The following is a 23,087-nucleotide window of genomic DNA, read 5'->3' as shown; positions in this document are numbered from 1 at the left end:
AGCTTAATTGAGTGCGGGTGATTTTCGCTCCTTTCGGAAGGGGCCGGATGCAAGAGGTGATTTGGGCTTCAGGTGTTTCGTGCTTTTTAGGACGATCCAGACCAGTGGCAGGACTCCTCCAAGCAAGAAAATGGAGCCACCGACAATTCTCAGCCAGGTCATGGTCTGGAATGGGACACTTCCTATAAATTCTTGAGAGCGAGCAAACCAATAGCCCTTATCCATGACGGTGAAAAGCTGATGGATGCCTGCTGGAAATAAGTCCAATACAACCATGAGAGCCAGACCCAGATTGATCGACCAAAATGAAATTTTCACCAAGCTCGGGTTCCATACCTCTGGCTTGACCAGAAAGCGAATTGCAAAAAGAATAGCTGCGATGGAAAGGTTTCCATATACACCCATTAGGGCTGCATGGCCGTGATTTACAGTAAGGTAAGTGCCGTGTTCATAGTAATTGGCAATTGGCAGATTGATGATCAACCCGAATACCCCCGCCCCAAAGAAATTCCAGAAGTTAACCCCAAGGATATATAGAAAAACGCCCGGCATAGCAAAGAGCGAGGAACGCCCAAATTCTTCTTGCTTTTTGGCCAAAACCTGAGGCATTCGCTGCATTCTCCAGGCTTCTAATGTGAGCAATATCAAGGGGACTACCTGTAATGTGGAAAATACAGATCCTAAAGCCAAGGTTGCCACGGGCTTGGCATTCCAATAGAAATTGTGGGAAATACCCAATAGTCCGGAGCCTAAAAACAAGAGGGCTGCCAAATACACTACTTTGGTTACCGCCTGCCGGCTTACCAACCCCATCACCACCATCATGTACCCGACAATGATGGTGGTGAAAACCTCAAAGAAAGCCTCGACCCACATGTGAACAACCATCCAGCGCCAAAAATCAGCAACCACAAAATTCGTCTCAGGGCTGGCAACAAATCCTGAAATAAGCAGGAGCAAAATACATACTACCGCATAGACAAGCCAGTTTGGAAGTTCCCAAGGTCTGGTTTTATCCATGACTCCCTTGAGTCCCCGATAGACGATCACGGCCCAAAGGGCAAACACAAGGAGCAGCATGTACTGGTAGGCACGACCCAGCTCGACAAACTCCCAGCCCTGATGTCCTATCCAGCGCGAAAGCCCGCCCAAAAATCCTTTGGGCCCCAGATAAATTCCTACAATAGACCCTGCTACTAAAACAAAGAAAATACCGAACAGCAAGTTGATGAGTTTAAGCTGACCTTTCGGTTCACCATTTCCCAGAAGAGGAAGGACAAAAAAGGAAATTCCGACCCAGCAGGCTGAAATCCAGTACAAGGAAATCTGAAGATGCCAGCTTCGCGATATGGTCACAGGGATCAAGGCCTGAAGATCCAGACCAAAGAAGTTGGTCAAACCTACGAAATCATGCACCGTGAGCACTCCTGCCAGCACCTGAATCAAAAACAACAAAATAGCGACAAAGAAAAATTTAAAAGTGGCGCGCTGGGTGGGGGTTGGCAGGAAGGTTCGAAGCTTAGCTTCCGTTACCATTTCAGAGGCACCTTTTGAATAATAATCATCACTGAGTTGCTCAAATTGCCCGTAATAATACATCACTGCACCCAAGCCCAAAATCAATCCAAACAATCCCAAAATGCTCCAAAGCATGGTGGAAGCAGTAGGTGTATTTCCCGCCTCAGGATCGTAAGGCCAGTTGTGAGTATAGCTGTATGTTTCCCCCGGCCGGGTTACACCGCATACCCATGCACCCCAATAAAAAAACTTACTGAGCTGTTCGATCTCCTTGGTATCTGTCAGGTATCCTGCGGGTTTAAAGGCTTCATGAAAATCCGGATCAAAAAACATCTTTTGATAAAAGCTTCCGACCTCACTTATAGCAAAAACCTGGGCAGAACTCAGATGCGTCTGATTGGTTTCCGGATCATATCGATTCAATTTGATTTCGGTTTTTACCTGGGCTTCAATTCCTGCTATTTCCAAAGGCCGGACTTCTTTAGGGGATTCTATCAGGTAAAAATCCTTGATAGATTCTGCTATGATATGAAGTGATTGAGCCGTGAAATCAGGACCACGCAAGGCACCGTCTCCAAACATGCTCCCATATTCCATGAGGGCATAGCGGTGGAAAACCTCCTGACCGGCCAGAATGTCGGATTGAGAGATATGGACTTGCCCCTGCGAATCCACAAAATCCGGAATGGGTGGGGCTTCACTGTAAGTCTGGTAGCCGATGAAAATCAATCCGCTTATACTCACCGTGAAAATGAGAAAGAAGGGAAGCCACCAATTTTTTGGCTTCATCAGGTAACTTAAGAAGCTGAGTTCTGTCTTCATAATCGAGGGTGTAAAGATTAATTCATATTTAAGAGTATTTAATCCCAAATAGGGATAAATTTTTTTAATCGTCTAGTCTGACTTCCTGCGTTCGGATTTTCTCACCCAAAAGGGCCAAACTGGTCTCAGAAAAGTTTTTTTGGAGTTTAGTTTTGATCTCTTTCCAAAACTCATGAACCGGGCAGGGTTTGGCAGTACCACAATGGGGTAATCCGATGAGGCATTTATCAAAGTAATCGTCTCCTTCCAAAGCTTGTATGATATCAATCAACATGATTTGATCTGCGGGCCTTGCGAGGGCCACTCCACCAGATGGTCCTCTGTAGGAGATCAGAATTCCTTTTGCGGTGAGTTCACGGAAGATTTTGGTGATAAAATGAAATGATAATTTCAATTCATCTGAAATCTGTCGAATACTCATGTATTGTCCTTCCGAAGGGTTTGCCGCCAAATATAGGATGGCCCTTAATCCATATTTCCCTACTTGAGAAAGTGCTTTCATATTTTTAAGAGTAATCAGTCTGAAATAAAATAATCTTCCCTCAAAATTCCAAAGTCCTTCTGGGTATTTCAATCTAATTTTAAAAAAATATAAAAGGATATTTTTGTCTTTTATTAAAATTCTTTTACATTTGATTCAGATTTCCACCAGAAGATGTTTTCCAAAGCCTGTAAATATGCCATCAACTCAATGATTTTTCTGGCTACAATGCCAGAGGGCGAGGAGTGCATCGGCTTGAAAGAAATCGCCGTTGCGATTAACTCCCCGGAGGCCTTCACAGCCAAGATTCTTCAGACTTTGGTTAGAGAGCATCTTTTGGAATCCATTAAAGGGCCAAATGGGGGGTTCCGGATTTCTGAATCCGGGAAAAAGGTATCGCTTCACCGTGTAGTGGAAGTGGTAGACGGCGATTCAATTTTTACGGGTTGTGCATTGGGCTTGCAGGAATGTTCAGAAAAAAGACCCTGTGCCGTACATCATAAGTTTAAAGCAATTCGGGATCATCTCACCGGGATGATGATGACAACAACCTTGGAGGACATGGCAAAAGGTATCCGTCAGGGGGTTTCGTATTTAAAGTACTAAAAAAATTTAACACAAAAAAAGATAAAAATATCCTTTAAAATAATTGAATTATGAATCAGATAGCTGAAAAAAAAGTAGGTAGCATCGTAGCGGAGAATTTTCGAACTGCTAAAATTTTCACCGATTACGGGATTGATTTCTGCTGTAAAGGAGGCGTCAAGTTGAGCGATGCCTGTGAGCGAGAAGGAGTGGACTTAAAGGAAATCTCAGCTGTGCTGGAGCAAGTCCTGAAGCAACAGGATGAGACTCACTATCAGGATTTCGGTATGGCTGATCTGGTAGATCACATTGTAGGTGTCCATCATAAGTATGTAGAGACAACAATCCCCGCTCTGAAATTCTACCTGGATAAGATTTCCAAAGTGCATGGTGACAACCATCCGGAGCTTTTGGAAATCCGGGATGAGTTTTTCAATACAGCAGACGCGCTTACTGCGCATATGAAAAAGGAAGAGTTTATTCTTTTTCCCTATATCAAAGCAATGGAAGCTTCCCGGAAAGGCAACTTTCCACTTTCACCGGCACACTTCGGAGATATCGAAAATCCCATTGCCATGATGGAAGAGGAGCACGATACCGAAGGGGAGCGTTTCCGGAAAATTTCAGCTCTCAGCAATTCATACTCACCTCCTTCAGATGCATGTCAAACTTATAAAGTCGCATTTGCAATGCTTCAGGAGTTTGAAAATGACCTGCACACTCATATCCATCTGGAAAACAACATCCTGTTTCCTGAGGCTAAAGAAGTATTTACAAGCATGAATGCCTGATCAATGATTCCTAATAATTCCATATCGCCCATTTTATTTGACTCTTCCGGAACTCGGTTCCGCCAGAATTGGATAAGATGGGCGTTTGGATTTTTCTTTCTTTCTGTTTGCCTGGGCTTGGTGATGCGTTCATTTCATGTAGTTGAAATTCCGTATTTCGAATACCGGAATATCCTCCATACGCATTCGCACCTCGCTTTGCTGGGTTGGGGATACCTGATGCTGATAGGAGGGATGGTTTTTGGTTTGGTCAAAGAAAAAGACCGGGTCAAGGATTATAAATTTCTTTTTCTGGGGACGGTAATTGCTTTGCTGGGCATGTTGTTTTCGTTCCCTTTTCAGGGATACGGAGCTGTCAGCATCAGTTTCTCCACACTTCATGTTTTGCTTTCTTATGGTTTTGCTTATAAGCTGCTTCGTGTAATAAAGTCCGCCAAGAAAACACCTGCCACCCGATTGCTTCGTCTGTCGATTTGGTTTATGGTGATTTCCACCTTTGGACTTTGGGCACTTGGCCCCATTTCATCCTCATTGGGAAGGATGCATGAGCTTTACTTTATGGCTATCCAATGGTTCCTGCATTTTCATCTGAACGGCTGGTTTGTCTTGGGTGTCCTGGGGTTGATTCTGCTGCACTTTGAGGAGAAGGGGTTTAAAATCCACTGGCAAGCCTACCAGGAATGGGTGTTGGCGATTTCTGTGGCGCTGACTTTTATGCTGGCTGTGACTTGGGCAGCGCCACAACCGATTTTCTTTCAAATCAATGGATTGGCAGTCATCATTCAGCTAGTGGCTTATTTCTGGATTCTAAAATCAGTGTTTCGTCTGGATCAAACTGATCAACTTCTGGGTTTTGCAAGGTTGCTTCTGCTGCTGGCCTTGGCCAGTCTGGTTGCAAAGGCGATCCTTCAGGGACTGCTTGTATTTCCTTCGATTGCAGTGATTTCCTATTCGATCCGAATGTATGTGATCGGCTTCCTTCATCTGGTTTTGCTCGGAGCCATGACCATGGGTGTCTGCGCTTTAGTGATAGCCAAAGGCTGGATCAATGCGCATTCGGGTACCAAATTGGGCTGGATTCTTTTGATCTCCGCCTTTGTATTGACACAGTTGCTGCTCTTTGTCCAAGGTACCTTGATTTGGTTGAAAATGGGTTTTCTGCCCGAATACAACCTTTGGCTTTTTCTTGCCTCCTGCCTTTTTCCGCTAAGCATTGCCTTTTTATTGGCAGGCTTGCGATCCAATGAATTCTCCAACCAATCTATATCAAATCCAAAAGTCCAATTACAAGAACGAATCAAACGAGAAACTATGAAAAAAACGCTGATTATGTCGATGGGTATCCTGGGGATACTCCTGACTTCGTGTGGCGGAGGAAGTGGTGAAAGCACTTCTACTACCGAGTCCACGCCTAAAAATGAGGTTCAAGCCGATCCAAAAGGAATCGGTGAAGTGACATCTGTAGATCTGGGTACAGGAATCGACGCTTCTCTGGCCGAGACTGGAAAAGCAATCGTCGATATGAAATGCACTGCCTGTCATCAATTGAATGACAAGCGGCTCGTTGGTCCCGGCTTTCAAGGGGTGACCAACCGAAGAAAACCTGAATGGGTCATGAATATGATTACCAATGTGGACATCATGCTTGATCAGGATCCCATTGCACAGCAACTGCTTGAGGAATGCCTTACACGGATGCCAAACCAGAACATCAGTGTTCAGGATGCACGCGGAATTTTGGAATTCCTCAGAAAAAATGACGAAGAAAAGGCGGGTGAACGAGACGCCGCTACCAAATAATTCACCTTTTAAATTAATCCTTCATTATGAAAAAGAAAGTCTGGCTATTGGCAATCGGTTTGACAGCCGTTGTTTTGGCCCCAAGCTGTAAACCGAAGGGAGCACAAAGTGCCATTTCCGGAGATGCAGCATCCAAAGTTTATGTAGCACCCGGAGATCACGATGAGTTTTACAATATCGTTTCGGGTGGTTTCAACGGTCAAATGTCCGTTGTTGGCCTGCCTTCTGGCAGAGTGTTGAAGATCCTCCCAGTCTTTTCTGTAAATCCGGAGAATGGATGGGGATATTCAGAAGAGTCCAAACCAATGCTCAATACCTCTCATGGATTTGTACCTTGGGATGACTTGCACCACATCGCTATCTCCACAACGAATGCTGAGCATGATGCGAGATGGGCTTTTGGAAATGCAAACAACACTCCAAGGATCGCCCGGGTGGATTTGACTACCTTCAAAACTGTAGAGATCATCGAAATCCCAAATTCGGCGGGTAACCACTCCTCTCCCTTCATTACTCAAAATACCGAGTATGTAGTGGCAGGAACAAGATTCTCAGTCCCGGTAGGAGATAAATCGGATGTTTCCATTGATTCGTACAAGGAGAATTTTAAAGGATACATCTCATTTATCGGTGTGGAGCCTAAAACCGGTGAAATGAACCTCTCATTCCAGATCGAAGCACCACCGTTCAATTTTGACCTGGCCCGTGCCGGTAAAAACAAATCACACGGTTGGTTCTTCTTTTCTACTTACAATACCGAGATGGCCCACACGCTTTTGGAAGTGAATGCTTCCCAAAAAGACAAGGATTTCATCATGGCTATCAACTGGAAAAAAGCTGAAGAATACGTGAAAGCAGGCAAGGGAACAAAGAAAAAGGCGAACTATGTCCACAATAAATGGCACGAAGAAACCCACACTGCAACTTCTACTATGAAGGAGGATGTCTTAGTCTTGGATCCGACAATTTTGAAAGACATTGTCTACTTCATCCCATGTCCTAAGTCTCCACACGGTACTGATACTGACCCAACCGGAGAATACATTGTAGGCAGTGGTAAGTTGGCAGCGGTCATTCCGGTATTCTCATTTACCAAAATGCTAGCTGCAATTGAAAAGAAAGACTTTGAGGGAGATATCAATGGGATGCCTGTACTGAAATACGAGTCAGTACTTCATGGGGAAGTAGTAAAGCCGGGTTTAGGTCCCTTGCACACCGAATTTGACGGAAAAGGTTTCGCCTATACTTCCATGTTCGTGTCCTCCGAGATTGTGAAGTGGAATATCGAGACACTTGAAGTAGTGGATCGCGTACCGACTTATTATTCTGTTGGCCACTTGAGTATCCCCGGTGGACCTACAGGTAAGCCGCATGGGAAATACATGGTGGCTTACAATAAGATCACCAAAGATCGCTATCTGCCAACCGGCCCTGAATTGGTCCATTCGGCTCAACTCTATGATATCTCGGGAGAAAAAATGCAGCTTCTCCTGGACTTCCCCACCATCGGAGAGCCGCACTATGCAGAGTCCTTTCCGGCAAGTCTGATCAAGGACCGTCAGGTGAAGTTTTACCCAATCGAGAAAAACATGCACCCTTATGTACTGAAGGGAATCAAAGATGCCCGAGTAGAGCGTAAAGGCAATCAAATTCACGTCTATATGACTTCGATCAGATCCAATTTTAGACCTGACAATATCGAAGGGGTCAATGTAGGGGACGAGGTATACTTCCACGTGACCAACTTGGAGCAAGACTGGGATGTTCCCCACGGATTTGCCATCAAAGGAGCCAATACAGCAGAACTACTGATCATGCCGGGTGAAACTGCTACCCTAAAGTGGGTGCCGGACAGAGTGGGAGTTTTTCCATTCTATTGTACAGACTTCTGTTCTGCACTTCATCAGGAAATGCAGGGATATCTGAGAGTGTCTCCTAAAGGGGTGAATATGCCTTTGAAATTTTCAACCGGAGACGTTGAGTAAATCTCTAAATCCTACCGTCGGCTCCGAAAAGGGCCGGCGGTAAATATCCCAATCAGTATGAAACCTCTCAATTTTTCAAATCGGATCATGATTCTGCTGGTGGCCTTGCTGATCATTCCGGCCTATTTTACTCCGCTTTGGCAAATTAGCCTTTGGGCACCTCAGTACCCTGAAGGGCTTAATATGAAAATTTGGATTGACCACCTCAGCGGAAATGTGGATCAAATCAACGGGGTCAATCATTACATCGGTATGAGGCACATCGGAGACGAGATGTTTCCGGAATTTAGCTTCTTGATTTATATCATTGGAGCTTTGATTGCCTTGGGGATTATTGCTTTTCTGATCGGGAAAAGGTGGAGTTTATATGCCTTTTTTGGTCTGATGATGCTCTTCGGATTGGCCGTTTTGGCGGACATGTATCAATGGGGCTATAAGTATGGCCATAATCTGGATCCCAAAGCCGCTATAAAAGTGGAAGGAATGAGTTACCAGCCCCCCTTGATCGGATACAAGGAGCTCTTGAATTTCCTTGCCTACTCCGGACCTGACACAGGAAGCTGGATATTAATGGGAGGTGTTGGACTGCTGATCGTAGCTATAATAAGAGATAGATTTGATAAAACTGTAATAAATTGATTTGTAAACACTTAAAACCTAATACTTATGAAGCGCTATCTGTCAATATTCGCACTTTTGGTTTTCCTGGCATCATGCTCGGCAGACCCAAGACCCATTGCCTATGGTCAGGATGGATGTCATCACTGCAAAATGACACTGATGGATCCCAAATTTGGTGCCGAGCTGGTGACTGAAAAGGGGAAGGTTTTTGTATTTGATGATGTGAATTGTATGCTGCATTACATGGATTCCGAGGATGGAAAATCCCAAATGTATAAGCACATTCTGGTCATTGACTATCTAAACCCGGGCGTATTGTTGGACGCTAAGTATGCTTTTTATCTTAAATCAGAAGAATTCAAAACGCCCATGGCGAGTCAAATTGTTGCATTTCCAGAGTATGATTTGCTTAAAGAATACAAAAACAAAACAGGTGGAGTATATCTCGCCTGGGGAGAATTGACGACTCAGTTTAAATGATTTGGTGGATAAATGATACTAACCATGGGGCCTTACATTAGAATATTCTGTTTTTCCTTGATTGGACTCCTCGCCGCTGTGGAGGGACATTCGGCAGTCATTCGCTTGGTACCGGGGCAATCCATCCAAAGTGCCGTGGACAAAGCCTCACCGGGAGACACGCTGCAAATCACTGCGGGAGTTTACAAACAGTCAGGTATAGTCATCCGAAAGTCCCTCACGTTGATCGGGGAAGGGTATCCGGTTTTGGACGGGAATATGGAAGGCAATGTCCTGATTATAGCGGCTGAAAACCTCACGATTCAAGGATTAAAAATCATCAATACCGGCAAATCCAACATGGACGATTCGGCAGCGATTAAATTTTTTGATTCAAAAAACTGTGTCATCAAAGACAACATCTTGGAAAACACCTTTTTTGGTCTTCACTTTTCCAATTCTTCAGGAATGACGATCACGGGAAACCAAATTCATGCGAATGCTATTCGAGAATTTGAAGTGGGCAATGGGATTCATCTTTGGAAGTGTAAAAACTCCTTGATCAGCAAAAATAAAGTATCGGGACACCGGGATGGGATTTACCTTGAATTTGTAACCAAAACCAAGGCTGAAGAAAACTATGTGGAGAAAAACATGCGCTATGGATTGCATTTTATGTTTTCCCATGACAACAGCTACATTCGGAATACTTTCAAAAATAACGGTGCCGGAGTTGCCGTGATGTACACCAAAAATGTACTGATGAAGGAAAACCGATTTGAGGAAAATTGGGGTTCGAGCGCTTACGGAATATTACTCAAAGACATCAGCGACAGCGAAGTCATCGGTAATGTTTTTCTAAAAAACACAGTAGGAATATATATGGAGGGCAGCAGCAGAATCCAGTTTACCGGAAATACTTTTCGTGAAAACGGTTGGGCACTTAAGCTCATGGCAAGCTGTGATCAGAACACCTTCAGAGCAAATAATTTTACGCAAAACACCTTTGATATGAGTTCTAACGGATCGGTGGTGCTGAATACCATCACTGAAAACTATTGGGACAAATACGAAGGCTACGATCTGGACAAGGACATGATAGGCGATGTGCCCTATCGACCGATCAATTTATATAGTGTCATTGTAGAGAAAATTCCCGCAGCGGTGATGCTCTGGAGAAGTTTTATGGTGACACTGTTGGATCGGATGGAAAAAATCCTGCCTACCATGACTCCCGATCAGATGATCGATCAATCCCCTAAAATGAGACCTTATGATTACGGTTAATTCTATATTCAAAAAATTTGGCAAGCTGGAAGTACTGAAAGACTTTACCCTGAATTTTGAAAGAGGTAACAGCTATGCTATCATGGGTCCGAATGGAAGCGGAAAGACCACCCTGATCAAATCGATTCTTGGGATGGTACTGCCGGATAAAGGTGAAATCCTGGTAAAAGGCTTATCCATCAAAGGCAGCAATGACTATCGCAAATACCTTGGATATATGCCCCAAATCGGCCGCTATCCCCAGAATATGAAAATTGGGCAGCTTTTTTCGATGATGAAAGACATGCGGCCTGAAATCAAAACCTATGATTTGGATCTGGTGGAGGCCTATGAATTGGACAAAATCAAAGACAAATCCCTGGGTACCCTTTCCGGTGGCACTGTGCAAAAAGTGAGTGCTGCCTTGGCCTTCCTTTTCAATCCCGAAATACTTATTTTGGATGAACCGACGGCAGGACTAGACCCGATCGCTGTCGAAATCCTGAAATCGAAAATCAAAAATGAGCGGGAAGCCGGAAAACTCATACTCGTCACTTCCCATATTTTGAGTGATTTGGAGGAATTGACCAATCACGCCATTTACATTTTCGAAGGGGAGGTTTTCTTCAATGATTCCATCGAAAGTCTTAAAGAGATTACTTCTGAAGAGAAATTTTCCCCTGCCATTGCCAAACTGATGCAATGGAGCTTAAAAAAAAAGTCAACCACTAAAGCTATGACCTATGCTTAAGTTGCTCAAATACGCGCTATATGACATCCTAAAATCCAGATTTGCCCTCATCTACACGGTATTTCTGGCATTGGTAGCCATTTCAATTTACCAGGTATCAGACGACTTGAGTAAAGTTTCCCTGAGTCTGATGAATATCATGATCATGATTGTTCCGCTGATTTCAGCAGTTTTTGCCACCACGCATTTTTACAACAATCTGGAATTTATCGAATTGATGCTTGCCCAGCCGGTGAAGCGATCCCAGGTTTTCCTCAGTCAGTTGTTTGCAGTGATCATCATGCTGAGTTTGTCGATTTTGATCGGTTTTGGCTTGCCGATGATGCTGTGGGGAGCAGATAGCAGTCTCATTACGCTCTTGGCAGTTGGGATTATTCTCAGTGCGGTATTCACCGGTTTCGCATTTTTGGCGAGTGTGATGACTCGGGACAAGGCGAAGGCAATCGGGATCAGCCTTGGTTTATGGATTTATTTCTCATTGGTGTATGATGGATTTGTACTTTACTTCATTTACAGCTTTGCGGATTATCCTTTGGAAAAGGCGACCCTTGCTTTGGTAATGCTCAATCCGGTGGATTTGGGGAGGATTTTGATGTTGATGCAATTGGATATTTCAGCTCTAATGGGCTACACCGGTGCTTTTTTTCAAAAATTCTTTTCCAGCAGTATGGGTTTGCTTATCGCAGGAGGGACCTTGATGGTTTGGATGCTATTTCCCAATTTCTTTGCACTGAGAGTTTTTAGGAAAAGGGATTTTTGAACTCGGATTTGGTACACAGGTCACTCAGAAGTGCACAGATGCCATAAAAATGGAATAGGTCAAGCATGTAGTTTTCCCTGCTGTGAATCGGGGGTTTTTAATGAATTTTCTAAAAAGGGATTAGTATAGGCTGGGGCAGAAAAAGTTGCAAAAATGCCTGCAGCAGGGAATTTTTCATAGAAAAAGAAAATTAGCAATTGCGAACTCTCCAATGGCTAATTTCTTGATGTCTTGAATCGCATTTTCTAATCAAGAAAGTCGGTCGCGGAGGTTGACACGGGCCTTGATCAGGTGGTTTTTTACAGTGTTTTTCGAAATTCCCAATTCTTCTGCGATTTCCTGATAGGATTTGTCCTGATAGTAGGAAAGTTCAAGGACTTTTTTTCGTTGGAAGGGTAGCGTATGGAGCGCGCCTTCTAGTCTGTTTAGAATGTTTTCCTCCGCATCTATCATTTCGGGTGAGGATTCGTGCATTCTTGTGATAAAATAATTTTCCAGACGTTCACGGTCCCGCTTTAGAGATTTAAAATAGTCAATCACCTCGTTTTTGGTAATTGTGAAGATATAAGCGCGGATTCGGTCTTCGGATTCAAGTTCACAACGTTTTCTCAGGATTTTCAGGAATACCTCGTGAAATATCGCCTCAGATTCCAGGGGGTCTTTGACCATGGAGAGGATAAAGCGCAGTACGGGTTTTTTGAAGAGGAAATAGAAATCCTCAATGGCCTGGGTTTCTCCATTTTTGAAATCCTTTAATAAAGTTGGATCTAAAGTATTCATAGTGCTGGGCTGGATTAGGAAGTGAAATTTTGAAAAAATCCAGCCGAGTTTTTACGCCTATTGCGAATAAAAATCCTCGATTTGCGAAAATTTTACTTTTGTAAAAATGTTTCTATTTGATTCAAAATGAATAGATTATCCCAAGATCATTTCTCCATAAATTTTGGGTGAAAATTGACTAAGATCGGTTTACTTTTCTTGAAAAAATTCAATAAAAGCTCTCGGATGTTATCAAATTGTAAATGAAGTAGTTTTCCCACAGACCTGCTAGGTGCAGACAGGAGACATTGATGAGCGCTGATTTATCTGTGTTATCCTGCTTCTCCAGATGTTAGACCGTTTGAATTGGTAAAACCTCATCACTCTCTCTCCGGTCTTTGTACTAAAAAGACTCTATATGTTTAGAATGGAGCTCAACACATCGGTCATCGGTCCCCGATCCGCCGCGGCGGACGGGGCAGGCTATCCGGCACCGGTCTAAAATTCGCTTCCTGCTTCCAACCCTAGGCTTCGACTCCGTTCAGCCTGACATCGTACATCCGACAGCGGTCAACTTTCTGCCTCCTCCCAAATCCTAGTTCACTCAATCACCCCCAAATACTTTCCCATCCAATAGGGCAATAACCAAATGTCACCGGCACTGTAAACTGTCGTGCCCTGACTTCCTCCATCGAGGGTAAACCGGTTGGCATTGTGCCTCATGATTCGGGTTTCGGAAGGCGAAAGTACCGTCTCGGTGGACTGTCTGCGAAAATTCGCCGGGATGATGGCGATGTCTTTGCGATGGCTGTTTTGGGTGTGCCAGCTGATCAGATCGATGGGATGCCGCTCCAGAAACCAAATGGAAGGCTCGAGATCGAAGTGTTCAGGCTGAACTAGCGCCGTAAAAATATTCCAAAGTGCTTCCTTTTCCGGGCGTTCAGCTTCCCAGTGGTCGAGGATGGATTTCTTGAATTGAGCTTTGAGCTCCGGGGAAAAAGCATACCGATACAAACCCCAATAGCCCAAGAAGTACATTTCGTCGTCGGAGTGATTCCAGGATTCGGAGAGCATTTTGCTCCAGTCATCACTTCCATCACCGGATTGACCGATGATTGCCATGGGCCTCATCAGGTTCTCGAGATAGCCGTGTTTTTCCATGAGTTCGTATGCTTTTTCCTTGTAAATCGCCTTTCCGGTAAAGTGAAAGGCTGTCTGTAGCATGGCGATGATATTGGAGGAATTGAGCTTGCGATCACCGACTTGCACCGGAAATCCATTGACATAGTCAGGATGCCACTTGCCCCAAAGGGTGGGTTTGCCGTCGTAGTCAATGAGGTACATGTCATTTTTGACGATGTGATTCATCAGCGCATCGAGGAGCTCAATGGACTTGGCTTTGATCCAGGGATCATCTACTATCTCCGCCAATACGCCAAATACAAATACATGTCCGATGGCCTCGTCACTGCTTGTGGTGGCTTTCCAGTCCCATTCAGGATCGGAGGCATGTTGCCAGCGATCCGGGTCCGAAAGCTGATTGATATAGCCACTTCGTTCAAAAGATCGGGAAGGAAAGCCCTCGACCGGATTTATGGTGTAAAGTCGTTCCATGGCCAAAAGAGACTCTTTGCAGTTGGCGAGAGCTTCAGGATCTTTGGTGACGGCGTATCGGAAAGCCTGTCCTCCCAGATACATCGAAGTCCAAAGCCCGTCATTGTCAGAGTCCTTTAGTCTTCCGGAGCTAAGGTTGCCTTTTTCGCTGAGCTGAAGTGAGGCATTGAATCCGTTTCGGATATGCATTTTCCGTACTTGGTCTTCCAGAATTTCGGCCTTTTTCGCCAAAGTCATTTCTTCAAAAACCAAGGTAGAAAGTCCCTTTTCGGTCAGGATATGCACCCGGTTTTTGTCCAAAGCCATATCCCTAACTTGCTCCCCGGAAAGCCATCGGTCTCCGAAATAATAGGAAAAGGTTCCGTTTTGATCCAAGCGAAATGCTCCCTTTTTGCTTCCAAACCAATAGTCAGTTCCATTCACCTCCACTGCTGTGATTTCGGTCCAAGGTAGTTTGGTCTGAAGTGTACCGGCTTGATTGTTTGCTAGATCAAGAGTGAAATAGCCGTTTTCTGTCCCGATGACAGCAAGGTCTTTTTGGCTATCCAGGGCAAAAGCGCTGAGTTTTTCGCCTTTGGCAACCGGGGAAATCTGCGTTCCGCCCGGGGAATAGGCTGTAATTCCCGAGGCCTGCAAAAGCAAAAATCGGTTTCTTTTGGTGTCAAACCGGATGTCCAAAATCGGTTCCCTTATCGTGATAGGATTGGTCTTTTGGCCTTTTTTCAGGTATTGAAGCTGACTTGGACCTACCGCAACAAAATCCATGTCCTTTCCTCCTGCCAGTGCATGAGGATTTTTTAAGTCGTGCATCAGGTAAAGATCCCCTGCCCAGGCATTGCTCAGCACTGCATTGTCATCGAGATAGACCAATTGATTCTGATAGGAAAGAATGGCGAGGATAGTCTTGTCCTTCATAGGCAAATAGGACTGATCCGCAACTAACTTGCCATCCTGCTGGAAGGCCCCAAAGGCCGGCCGGAGCAGTTTCCCTTGCTCCAAAATCTGAATGGTGCCATTCCGGTCCACTGCCAGACTGAAACGCTCTTTCGCTTCATTTTCTCCAACATATTTGACAGCATAGTCCTGCTGAAATACCCGGTCCTGATGCACTTGTTTGGAAGTTTGGGCCTGAAGTAAAAACGGAAAAAAGAGACTTGAAATGAGCAGTCTAAGGCGGAAGGTCATAACTATTGGATTTTTTGAGTGTCTAGCAGAATGTATTGAATGGTCTTTCCGATTGGCAGATGTCGGGAATAGCTCAGGTGAACTCGTCCGGATGAATCCTGAATTAAGCTTGGATAGGAAAAACCACCCTTTTTCTCTGGATCAATCGCTAAATATTGCGGGGAGGACCAGGTTTGGCCTTCATCTAGAGAAATCCAAAGCGCCAGCCGATAGCGCCCATCCTCCAGGTCATTGCCGACCATCCACCAGCGACCATCCTGCAATACCAACAGCTCCACGCTTGCGGTATTGGGAAAGGAGGTCTTTTGGGCGGAGGTCCAGGAGATGCCTCCGTCTTTAGAAATGCTTTGCTGAATCCTCGTAGGGGCATCCCCTGAATCTCGCATCATGGCGACGATGTCCCCGTTTTTCCGCTTGGCCAATGCCGGTTGAATGGGCCCTTTTCCAACCACAGGCTTGCTGGGTTTCCAAGTTTCTCCCTCATCTTCGGAGATGGCCATCAGGGAAAAATTAAACCCATCAGAATACAGTGGAAGGATGATTTTTTCGTCAGTGACCAAAGGCTTGATCCGGGTCATCCAGCCGATGCTCCGCTTTCTGGAATCCGTAATAGCTTCCAAAATCAGCTTTTCGTAGGAAGGGGCATATTCAGCCCAAGCTTGGTGTGAATCGGGCAGTTCCTTGAATCGGGCTTTCACTTCTTCGACAAATTCATCTCCGGGGTTTAGTAGGATATTGTCTTGCCAATACCAATTGGGGGCTCCCGGATTATTGAAATCAGTACTCCGGCGCATCCGCAACACAGACTGCTCCCATCGATTTCCCAAAACGGCAATCCACACCAGAAAAAGCTCGTTTTTTTGATTGAGAAATACTACCGGATTGCAATCCGGGATGCCAGGCGTATCGGCCATGAGAAAAGGAACAGACCAGGAATCAGAAGTTTTGGATTTTCTCGATCCCATGAGGAGTACATCATCGGCAGTTCGCTCACCAGAGCCTTGAAACCAGACAGCCAAAATGTCGCCATCAGGAAGATATACCAAACTGCTGCCGTGGACATGCAGTGCTTGAGGCGGGAAAATAGCCTGATTCACATCGCTTGGAAGGAGAGTGGTCTGGGCAAGCACCGGGCCTGCCCAAAGCCACATCACCAATCTACCTATCCAGCAATGAATGGGTGCCTTGAATATTTTTTTCATTTTTGAATGAGGTTCTTTCTTCTTTCCATCACTTCCCTCCAAGTAGTCAGAATGATTCCCTCTTGCTCGATGAAAGCTTTCAAATCAGGATCCGTCATCGCCAAAAGATCCCCGTATCGGGAGTCTCCCGAGCCTGAAAACCGTTTGAAAAAGTCGGAATATTCGATGCTGTGGATAATGATCATCGCTAGCCCAGGCTCCATTTTGTGGAGGATGCGTTTAAACTGCTCGACTTTATATTTGCCGAGCTCTGCGTGTGTTGCTGACTTTTCCGGCTTCCAATCTCCGCTGATGGTGTGCAAATCATCCAAAACGGGAAGTCCACTTTTCCAGACTTGTTCACCAAGGGCTTTGCTTTTTAGAAGTAATTCAGGTTTGGGGATGGCCATTCCTTCCGTGTATTTTCCTTCTGCTTTAAGTTTTTTGATGATCGGAGCGGTGAGGCTTTCTTCCAGGAGCACATTGTTGCCTCCGGGAAACATCACCGGGATGTCGTATTCCAGGCCGACTTGAATGTATTTTTCCAGGAATTTATCATGGGCAAAAAGTGTCCCCATGTGCGAGTCCAGATGGCTGGGTTTCAGGCCAAGTCCCAGCGCCCGGTCAATTTGGGCTTTGAGTTCGATATAGACTTCTTCAGGAGTGGCGTGTTGGACGACTTGCTCTACGGTGTGCCAAAAAGCTCCATCCGGGTCATGTAGTCCGGGGACCAGACTTTTCCCTGCAAGAGGTTCCCAGCGGTAGGTTTTCCACTCGGAGGTAAGGACGAGGTGCAAACCTAAATCCCAATGCGGGTGGTCTTTGGCCTGATGGATAAAATTAGCTGCCCACGGGCAGGGCATCATGATGCTGCAAGAGGTAGCGATGCCGTAATCAAGGGACTGAATGGTGCCTTGGTTGGATTCATAGGACATGCCCGCATCGTCTACATGGAATATAACCACTTTTTTACCCTTGGGGTAGCCCAATTTTTCGGCATAGGTTTGCCCAAAAGAGGAGTTTGGAATTGCCCAAAAGAGGTTACAAGTGAGCAGACATAGAAAAAGGTGTTTTCTCATCGGTGGTAGTAGTTATTTCAGTTCTTTGATTTTCACTTTGCCAAAGGCCACTTTCTTGCGGTTCCAAGTATAGGTGTAGACCAGATGGTTCCCATCCAAAATCAGCGATGGATAGGAAAACTCACCATCCGGATCGGGAGTTTCTTCCACGGTATGTCGAATAGGCCAAGTTTTTCCGTTGTCCAAGGAAATCGCCAACTCGATGATGTTTCGGTCGCCCCAATTGCCTTCCACGGGATTGTAGAGCAGTGCGATTTTTTCTCCACCCAGATGAGCGACTTCAATTGCACTGTTGTTATTTGGCAGGTCGGTGAGGTACACAGGAGCCCAAGTTTTGCCTCCGTCATTGGAATCTGTACGGGCGATTTTACCGGCAGAACTACGGATCAACAGGTGAACTTGGCCAGGAGCGGATTCCCAAGCAGAGGGTTGAATTATTCCTTCCTCAGGAATCAGGTTTCGGTCGATTTCGAAATAGGGAGTACGTTCCCAGGTTTTTCCCTGATCGGTGCTGCGGTCGACAAAGGCATTCCAGACTTTGTTCAATTCATGGGAAGCGGGTGCCAACCAAGTGCCGTCTGATAATATGGTCAAGTGATTTCGAACGGGTCCTCGTCCGCCCTTGTCTCCGGGTACGAGTTCGGTGGCGGCGGACCAAGTTTCACCGGCATCTTCCGAGTATTGGGTCCAAGTTTCCCAATGGTCGATTTCTTTGCCGACTTTGAAGAATAGAATCATTTTGCCATCCTTATCCTTGTGAAACACCGGGTTCCAATGCGGATCATTTCGGACTTTGGCTATTACTCGGGGTTCAGACCAGGTGTTGCCATCTCCTTTGGCCATCCAAATGCCCACATCGTCGTGTTTTTCATAGGAGCCCCCAAACCAAGCCACGAGGTAGCTTCCATTTCCGAGAGACTCCACAGTAGAGGCATGGGCCTGAGCAAAACCCGGATGGGAATCAAAGATCATGCTCCGGCTTACTTCCTGAAGTGTTACTATGGGTGGAATCGCGCTGGATTCAGATTCTGATTTGGGAGAGGAGCAAGCCAAAGCAAGGCTGGCAAGGATCATGGAAAATGAAGCTAAATACCTTTTTGAATGCATGCGAAATCGGGGAATATGGATGGTTTGTCTTGAATATTACTTTATTGTTTCCAAATCAGGCTATTCTTTTGTCGAAATTTTATTTTAATGCTAAAAATCAAATCTCCTGCCCAGTCAGGATTTTTTTACTTCTGGGCTTTTGTATATTGACGGTGCACACCCTCAATCCCGGCACTATGAAACAACGAGCCCTGATCCTGCTGTTGATCTTTTTGATATTTTTCGTCATTTCGCTGATGTCTAATATCCTTGGGCCGATCATTCCGGATCTGATTTCGAGTTTCTCTCTGAGCCTGGGACTAGCGGGATTTTTACCTTTTTCTTTTTTTGTTGCGTATGGAGTGATGTCTTTGCCATCGGGACTATTGGTAGAGAAATATCGGGAAAAGCGTATCCTTATGTCGGCGTTTTTCCTGGGGGCCTTGGGAGCTTTGATTTTTGCACTTAATCCGGAGTTTCAGTTTGCCTTGATTTCCCTCTTTATAATCGGAGTAGGCATGGTCCCATGTGAATATTAATGATCTCAAAGATTACTGGCTGGAAGGACAGGAGGGGATTCAACAGAAAACTGTTTCCGTCAATCATGATAATCCTTATTTCATTGCCTATGGAATCAATAATGGATTCGTCAGAGACAGGGTTTTTGGAAATGTCAAAATGGACTATAAGTGGACAGAGACCCTGTCCTCCTATGTAAGAATGACGCTGGATACCTATACTGAAAACAGGGAAACCAAAATTCCTTGGTCCTACACCCGGGAAAGAAGAGGTGCCTATCACCTGCAGGATATCGGACGAACAGAAAGCAATATTGAATTTCTGACCACCTATACCAAGTCCTTTTCCAAATTCAACCTTTCGTTAAATGGAGGGGGTAACATCATGCGGCAGTTTTATCGGGACAACTACATGGGGAGCGCTCCTAATGCTGGCCTGATCGTACCGGGACTGTATCGAATCAGCAACATTCCCAATACAGGTTTGAGGTATTCCAATTTTGATTCCGAAAAAGCCATTTATTCTGTTTTTGGAGTTGCTTCATTGGGTTATATGGATCAATTGTACTTGGATATATCGGGTAGAAACGACTGTTCCAGTACACTTCCTGCCAATAACCGATCCTATTTTTACCCTTCAGTATCGCTCAGCTGGCTTGCAAACTACACCTTCAATCTTCCGGAATCCATTTCAATGCTGAAGTTTAGAGCTGGTTTTGCGCAAGCAGGCAACGATACCAACCCTTACGCTTTGGATCCGATCTTAGGAACTTCCAATTGGGGCACCCTCATTACTACCAATTACCCCGGGACTCTCCTTAATCCTAATTTGAAACCGGAGATAAATACCTCACAGGAGTTGGGCTTAGATTTCAACCTGTGGAATAATCGGGTGAGATTCGAGGGAACCTACTTTTACCAGAAAAATGAAAACCAAATTCTGAGCGTTCCTACCCCGGCTTCATCAGGGTTTGCACAGAAGCAGGTCAATGCAGGTCTGATTTCATCAAAAGGCTGGGAGATCCAGATCGGTGTTACGCCGATTAAGCGTACAAACGGCCTGACTTGGGATGTAAACGCCAACTTTACGCGAATCCGGACTACCTTGGATAGGCTGGCTGACGGCATGGACTTCATCACCTTATGGGAGGATAATAATGGAGGTGCTTCCACTTTTGTAGGGGGGCAAATCGGCGATTTGTACAGTAGAGGATTTGCTACAGTGGAGGATAAAAACTCTCCGTATTACGGTTGGCCGATTTTGAATGCCAATGGTTCTTGGATTCCGAAAAATGGTCGGGAAGATCGTCGGAAAGTGGGGAATTTCAATCCAGACGTCATCATCGGAGCTCAATCCAAATTGAGCTATAAGCGATTTACTTTGGATGCAAGTTTTGACCTCAGACTAGGGGGGGACTTTATGTCATATACCTATCGATATGGAGAGTCTGACTGGAAATCTGCCCGACAGATGGGGCTCCTGATACCTGGGGGCTTGTATTCCCAAGAGGAATTGAGCAAGCTGCTCAAGTCAAATCCGGGAAAATACATTATCCCCCGAAACGGGAATTTCCCGAGAGTAGGTGGATATACCCAGGCAACAGGAGGAATGCCGGTCAATATGGGAGCTCCCGGATATGATGGAGTATTTGTGCCTGGAGTTATCCTCAATTCTAACGGGGAATATGTGGAGCATCTCGGGGGACCGGGTACCCGGATTTATCCTGCCTCCTCAGGCTACCCTTGGAGTTATAACGAGCAGATTACTTTCGATGCTTCTTTTTTGAAAATGCGTGAATTTTCCATAGGGTATCAGCTTCCCAATCTCAAAGGGTTTCAAAGTGCTCATATCTCGGTGTATACCCGAAACCTGATCCTGTGGACCAAGGCTGACATCGGTATCGATCCGGAGCGTGCTTTCCAGGTAACAGGTTCTAAGCAAGGAGACTCGGCCAATCTTTTCCGGCAGGGTATTGAGCTTCAAAATGTCAATCCTTGGACCATGCCATTTGGATTCAAGTTCAGCGCAAACTTTTAATCACCTGAAAAATCACAAGTCATGAACAATTTAAATATAAAATTAGGAACCTTGGTCTTGGTTTTTTCTCTCGTAGGAGGATGTAAAGACCTTGATGAAATCAACGATAACCCTAACGGTGTCTCTCCATCCAATGCGAATGTGAACATGCTGATGCCTACGGTTTTGGTCGGAGTAGGGCAGAACATTCTTAATCTGGGTTATCAGGATTTGGCTGGGGTAGTCCAGCATACACAAAAAGATGGCTGGAATGGAGGACACAATCACTACGATTGGGGCTTGCAGGACTGGAGCGGTTGGTATGGTCTTCTTCGAACCAATCAATTTATGATCCAGCGGGCTGAAGAGACTAATTCACCTTTTCACAAAGCTGTTGGGTTGACGATGAAATCTTTGATTTTCGGGATGATTACAGATCTGTGGGGCGATGCTCCTTATACCAAAGCACTGCAAGGCAGTCAGCCTGGACTTGAAAATCAGTTACCTGCATTTGATAGTCAGGAAGTGATTTATAGGGGGATTATTGAAGATCTAAAGGCAGCCTCAGTCATTTTTGCATCTGCAAATAACGCCTCAGTGATTGCGCAGTATGATGTTTACTTTGGGGGCAATGTGACTCGCTGGCATAAATTCACCAATTCGCTGCTACTTCGATACTCCATGCGTTTGTCTGAAAAAATTCCTGCACTAGCCAAATCCGGAGTCGAGCAGGTGGTAAGTTCGGGAGTCTACATTTCGGATGCCTCTGAGGACGTGGTGATGGATTTCATCGGAGCTTCTGCTGGAGATTCTTGGCCAACTGCCGCGTCATTTGATGCCGGTTCAAACTTTCGACGACTGAAACCTAGTACTACCCTTCTCAATCCGATGTTGGAAAATCAGGACCCAAGAGTTCGGGTTTGGTTTAGAGAAGTTCACTGCCAATGGGTAGAGGATAAAACACTAAGCACTGCAACAGACCCTTTTATCCGGAGAAATGGAGTACTCCAGCAAGGCACTGTGTCACTTACAGATGATCAATATGTAGCCCAAATTGCAGCAGGAAATAAGTTTACACGGCATTATAACCCCGATCTTTTAGGATATAAGCTGGACACACGCAACTATGTGGGTTTACCACCCGGACTGGTAGCACCATCTGAGCATAATCGAAACCCAACTCCGGGTCAAACGCTGGAAAATCAACATGCCTCACAACTGGCCGATGTATATCGTCAGGCTAAACATGCCCTGCTTAAAGCAAGAATTATTTCTGCCTCGGAAGTATATTTTATTTTGGCTGAGGCGGCTTTGAAAGGTTATTCGGCAGGAAATGCAGAAAGCCACTATCAAAATGGAATCCGGGCCTCACTCAAAACTTGGGGTGTAGAAATCAGATTTGCTGACTTTATCGTGCAGCCAAAAGTAAAATTCAATGGCACTATCAAGCAAGTCATTGAGCAAAAATGGATCGCTAGCTGGACCAACGCCGGGGAGGCTTGGTTTGACTTCCGAAGAACTGGTTTCCCGGAACTTAAACCCGGTCCGGCCTCTCCCGAACCAGTATTGCCTGTCCGATTTATCTATGGTGGCAATGAAATCAACTTCAATAACAATGAAGTGACTAAAGCTATCAATCGCCTGGAAGTGACCCCGTATGAAGGTGGTCGCGGAGCTAATAATCAATGGTCAAAAACCTGGATTACACAAGGGACAAATAAGCCTTGGTAAAAGTTAATTTTTTTGAATAAATATAACGGGCTTTCGGTTTATCCGGGGGCCCATTTTTTTTATTTCAAGTCCGAAACT

At 45.2% G+C, this 23,087-nt stretch carries 18 protein-coding genes and 1 pseudogene; 12 read left to right on the top strand and 7 right to left on the bottom strand.

Annotated features, from left to right (window positions below; genetic code table 11):
• Window positions 1-3: 3 nt before the first annotated feature.
• Together BLQ81_RS03060 and BLQ81_RS03055 are read right to left on the bottom strand one after the other, a co-directional pair.
• The gene (locus BLQ81_RS03060; RefSeq protein WP_092728480.1) at window positions 4-2,340 is read right to left on the bottom strand and encodes a nitric-oxide reductase large subunit; all 2,337 of its coding nucleotides are present in this window, start codon (window positions 2,338-2,340) and stop codon (window positions 4-6) included.
• Between the two features lie 64 nt (window positions 2,341-2,404).
• Window positions 2,405-2,842, bottom strand: coding sequence for an RrF2 family transcriptional regulator (locus BLQ81_RS03055; RefSeq protein ID WP_092728604.1), 438 nt, complete (start codon window positions 2,840-2,842; stop codon window positions 2,405-2,407).
• Between the two features lie 153 nt (window positions 2,843-2,995).
• Here BLQ81_RS03055 and BLQ81_RS03050 point away from each other — a divergent pair, with 153 nt between their 5' ends.
• The 9 genes from BLQ81_RS03050 to BLQ81_RS03010 are packed head-to-tail and all read left to right on the top strand — an operon-like array spanning window position 2,996 to window position 11,839.
• Window positions 2,996-3,427 carry an RrF2 family transcriptional regulator gene (locus BLQ81_RS03050; RefSeq protein ID WP_092728479.1) on the top strand — a complete coding sequence of 144 codons (432 nt, stop codon included), beginning with the start codon at window positions 2,996-2,998 and terminating at the stop codon, window positions 3,425-3,427.
• Window positions 3,428-3,477: 50 nt separating this feature from the next.
• The gene (gene ric / locus BLQ81_RS03045) at window positions 3,478-4,197 is read left to right on the top strand and encodes an iron-sulfur cluster repair di-iron protein (protein WP_175454160.1); all 720 of its coding nucleotides are present in this window, start codon (window positions 3,478-3,480) and stop codon (window positions 4,195-4,197) included.
• Between the two features lie 3 nt (window positions 4,198-4,200).
• Window positions 4,201-5,997 (top strand): c-type cytochrome, encoded by a 1,797-nt coding sequence (locus BLQ81_RS22605; RefSeq protein WP_245693150.1) that lies wholly within the window; start codon window positions 4,201-4,203, stop codon window positions 5,995-5,997.
• Window positions 5,998-6,023: 26 nt separating this feature from the next.
• Window positions 6,024-7,982, top strand: a complete 1,959-nt coding sequence (gene nosZ, locus BLQ81_RS03035) for a Sec-dependent nitrous-oxide reductase (RefSeq protein ID WP_092728478.1) — start codon at window positions 6,024-6,026, stop codon at window positions 7,980-7,982.
• 57 nt (window positions 7,983-8,039) lie between these two features.
• Window positions 8,040-8,621 (top strand): hypothetical protein, encoded by a 582-nt coding sequence (locus BLQ81_RS03030; RefSeq protein WP_092728477.1) that lies wholly within the window; start codon window positions 8,040-8,042, stop codon window positions 8,619-8,621.
• Between the two features lie 27 nt (window positions 8,622-8,648).
• Window positions 8,649-9,083: a nitrous oxide reductase accessory protein NosL gene (locus BLQ81_RS03025; protein ID WP_092728476.1), complete on the top strand. Its 435-nt coding sequence runs from the start codon at window positions 8,649-8,651 to the stop codon at window positions 9,081-9,083.
• A 24-nt stretch (window positions 9,084-9,107) separates the two neighbouring features.
• A complete protein-coding gene (locus tag BLQ81_RS03020) occupies window positions 9,108-10,349 on the top strand; it encodes a nitrous oxide reductase family maturation protein NosD (RefSeq protein ID WP_092728475.1) in 1,242 nt (413 codons plus the stop codon).
• On the top strand, window positions 10,336-11,079 hold the full coding sequence (locus tag BLQ81_RS03015; protein ID WP_092728474.1) for an ABC transporter ATP-binding protein: 744 nt from the start codon (window positions 10,336-10,338) through the stop codon (window positions 11,077-11,079). The genes BLQ81_RS03020 and BLQ81_RS03015 overlap by 14 nt, the downstream gene beginning before the upstream one ends.
• Window positions 11,072-11,839, top strand: a complete 768-nt coding sequence (locus BLQ81_RS03010; RefSeq protein WP_092728473.1) for an ABC transporter permease — start codon at window positions 11,072-11,074, stop codon at window positions 11,837-11,839. The genes BLQ81_RS03015 and BLQ81_RS03010 overlap by 8 nt, the downstream gene beginning before the upstream one ends.
• Window positions 11,840-12,088: 249 nt before the next feature.
• On the opposite strand, the gene BLQ81_RS03005 is transcribed toward BLQ81_RS03010, so the two are convergent.
• The 5 genes from BLQ81_RS03005 to BLQ81_RS02985 all read right to left on the bottom strand — a co-directional run bounded on the left by BLQ81_RS03005 (window position 12,089) and on the right by BLQ81_RS02985 (window position 18,764).
• Window positions 12,089-12,619: an RNA polymerase sigma factor gene (locus tag BLQ81_RS03005; RefSeq protein WP_092728472.1), complete on the bottom strand. Its 531-nt coding sequence runs from the start codon at window positions 12,617-12,619 to the stop codon at window positions 12,089-12,091.
• A 579-nt stretch (window positions 12,620-13,198) separates the two neighbouring features.
• Window positions 13,199-15,397, bottom strand: a complete 2,199-nt coding sequence (locus BLQ81_RS03000; RefSeq protein WP_092728471.1) for a hypothetical protein — start codon at window positions 15,395-15,397, stop codon at window positions 13,199-13,201.
• Between the two features lie 2 nt (window positions 15,398-15,399).
• Complete coding sequence (locus tag BLQ81_RS02995; protein ID WP_245693149.1) at window positions 15,400-16,599, bottom strand: sialidase family protein; 1,200 nt, start codon at window positions 16,597-16,599, stop codon at window positions 15,400-15,402.
• Window positions 16,596-17,657 (bottom strand): polysaccharide deacetylase family protein, encoded by a 1,062-nt coding sequence (locus BLQ81_RS02990; protein ID WP_092728470.1) that lies wholly within the window; start codon window positions 17,655-17,657, stop codon window positions 16,596-16,598. Before BLQ81_RS02990 ends, BLQ81_RS02995 begins: the two co-directional genes overlap by 4 nt.
• A gap of 12 nt (window positions 17,658-17,669) precedes the next feature.
• Window positions 17,670-18,764, bottom strand: coding sequence for a sialidase family protein (locus BLQ81_RS02985; protein ID WP_092728469.1), 1,095 nt, complete (start codon window positions 18,762-18,764; stop codon window positions 17,670-17,672).
• A gap of 176 nt (window positions 18,765-18,940) precedes the next feature.
• Here BLQ81_RS02985 and BLQ81_RS02980 point away from each other — a divergent pair.
• From BLQ81_RS02980 to BLQ81_RS02970, 3 genes and pseudogenes are all read left to right on the top strand, one after another.
• Window positions 18,941-19,264: pseudogene (locus BLQ81_RS02980) on the top strand (MFS transporter); the annotation flags it as partial.
• Window positions 19,265-19,271: 7 nt separating this feature from the next.
• Entirely contained in the window at window positions 19,272-21,299 is a 2,028-nt protein-coding gene (locus BLQ81_RS02975) for a SusC/RagA family TonB-linked outer membrane protein (RefSeq protein WP_092728468.1), read from the top strand.
• Window positions 21,300-21,320: 21 nt separating this feature from the next.
• Window positions 21,321-23,009, top strand: coding sequence for a SusD/RagB family nutrient-binding outer membrane lipoprotein (locus tag BLQ81_RS02970; protein WP_092728467.1), 1,689 nt, complete (start codon window positions 21,321-21,323; stop codon window positions 23,007-23,009).
• Window positions 23,010-23,087: the final 78 nt, after the last annotated feature.

It is taken from the genome of Algoriphagus alkaliphilus (genome assembly GCF_900103735.1).
Classification (GTDB): Bacteria; Bacteroidota; Bacteroidia; order Cytophagales; family Cyclobacteriaceae; genus Algoriphagus; species Algoriphagus alkaliphilus.
The sequence above is the reverse complement of the archived record's forward strand: the minus strand, read 5'-3'. Positions and strand labels throughout refer to the sequence as shown.

What these genes read in the sequence shown, in the direction of transcription:
- BLQ81_RS03060 (WP_092728480.1), bottom strand. Translation starts at nt 2,340, where the DNA reads ATGAAGACAGAACTCAGCTTCTTAAGTTACCTGATGAAGCCAAAAAAT.
- BLQ81_RS03055 (WP_092728604.1), bottom strand. Translation starts at nt 2,842, where the DNA reads ATGAAAGCACTTTCTCAAGTAGGGAAATATGGATTAAGGGCCATCCTA.
- BLQ81_RS03050 (WP_092728479.1), top strand. Translation starts at nt 2,996, where the DNA reads ATGTTTTCCAAAGCCTGTAAATATGCCATCAACTCAATGATTTTTCTG.
- ric (WP_175454160.1), top strand. Translation starts at nt 3,478, where the DNA reads ATGAATCAGATAGCTGAAAAAAAAGTAGGTAGCATCGTAGCGGAGAAT.
- BLQ81_RS22605 (WP_245693150.1), top strand. Translation starts at nt 4,201, where the DNA reads ATGATTCCTAATAATTCCATATCGCCCATTTTATTTGACTCTTCCGGA.
- nosZ (WP_092728478.1), top strand. Translation starts at nt 6,024, where the DNA reads ATGAAAAAGAAAGTCTGGCTATTGGCAATCGGTTTGACAGCCGTTGTT.
- BLQ81_RS03030 (WP_092728477.1), top strand. Translation starts at nt 8,040, where the DNA reads ATGAAACCTCTCAATTTTTCAAATCGGATCATGATTCTGCTGGTGGCC.
- BLQ81_RS03025 (WP_092728476.1), top strand. Translation starts at nt 8,649, where the DNA reads ATGAAGCGCTATCTGTCAATATTCGCACTTTTGGTTTTCCTGGCATCA.
- BLQ81_RS03020 (WP_092728475.1), top strand. Translation starts at nt 9,108, where the DNA reads ATGGGGCCTTACATTAGAATATTCTGTTTTTCCTTGATTGGACTCCTC.
- BLQ81_RS03015 (WP_092728474.1), top strand. Translation starts at nt 10,336, where the DNA reads ATGATTACGGTTAATTCTATATTCAAAAAATTTGGCAAGCTGGAAGTA.
- BLQ81_RS03010 (WP_092728473.1), top strand. Translation starts at nt 11,072, where the DNA reads ATGCTTAAGTTGCTCAAATACGCGCTATATGACATCCTAAAATCCAGA.
- BLQ81_RS03005 (WP_092728472.1), bottom strand. Translation starts at nt 12,619, where the DNA reads ATGAATACTTTAGATCCAACTTTATTAAAGGATTTCAAAAATGGAGAA.
- BLQ81_RS03000 (WP_092728471.1), bottom strand. Translation starts at nt 15,397, where the DNA reads ATGACCTTCCGCCTTAGACTGCTCATTTCAAGTCTCTTTTTTCCGTTT.
- BLQ81_RS02995 (WP_245693149.1), bottom strand. Translation starts at nt 16,599, where the DNA reads ATGAAAAAAATATTCAAGGCACCCATTCATTGCTGGATAGGTAGATTG.
- BLQ81_RS02990 (WP_092728470.1), bottom strand. Translation starts at nt 17,657, where the DNA reads ATGAGAAAACACCTTTTTCTATGTCTGCTCACTTGTAACCTCTTTTGG.
- BLQ81_RS02985 (WP_092728469.1), bottom strand. Translation starts at nt 18,764, where the DNA reads ATGCATTCAAAAAGGTATTTAGCTTCATTTTCCATGATCCTTGCCAGC.
- BLQ81_RS02970 (WP_092728467.1), top strand. Translation starts at nt 21,321, where the DNA reads ATGAACAATTTAAATATAAAATTAGGAACCTTGGTCTTGGTTTTTTCT.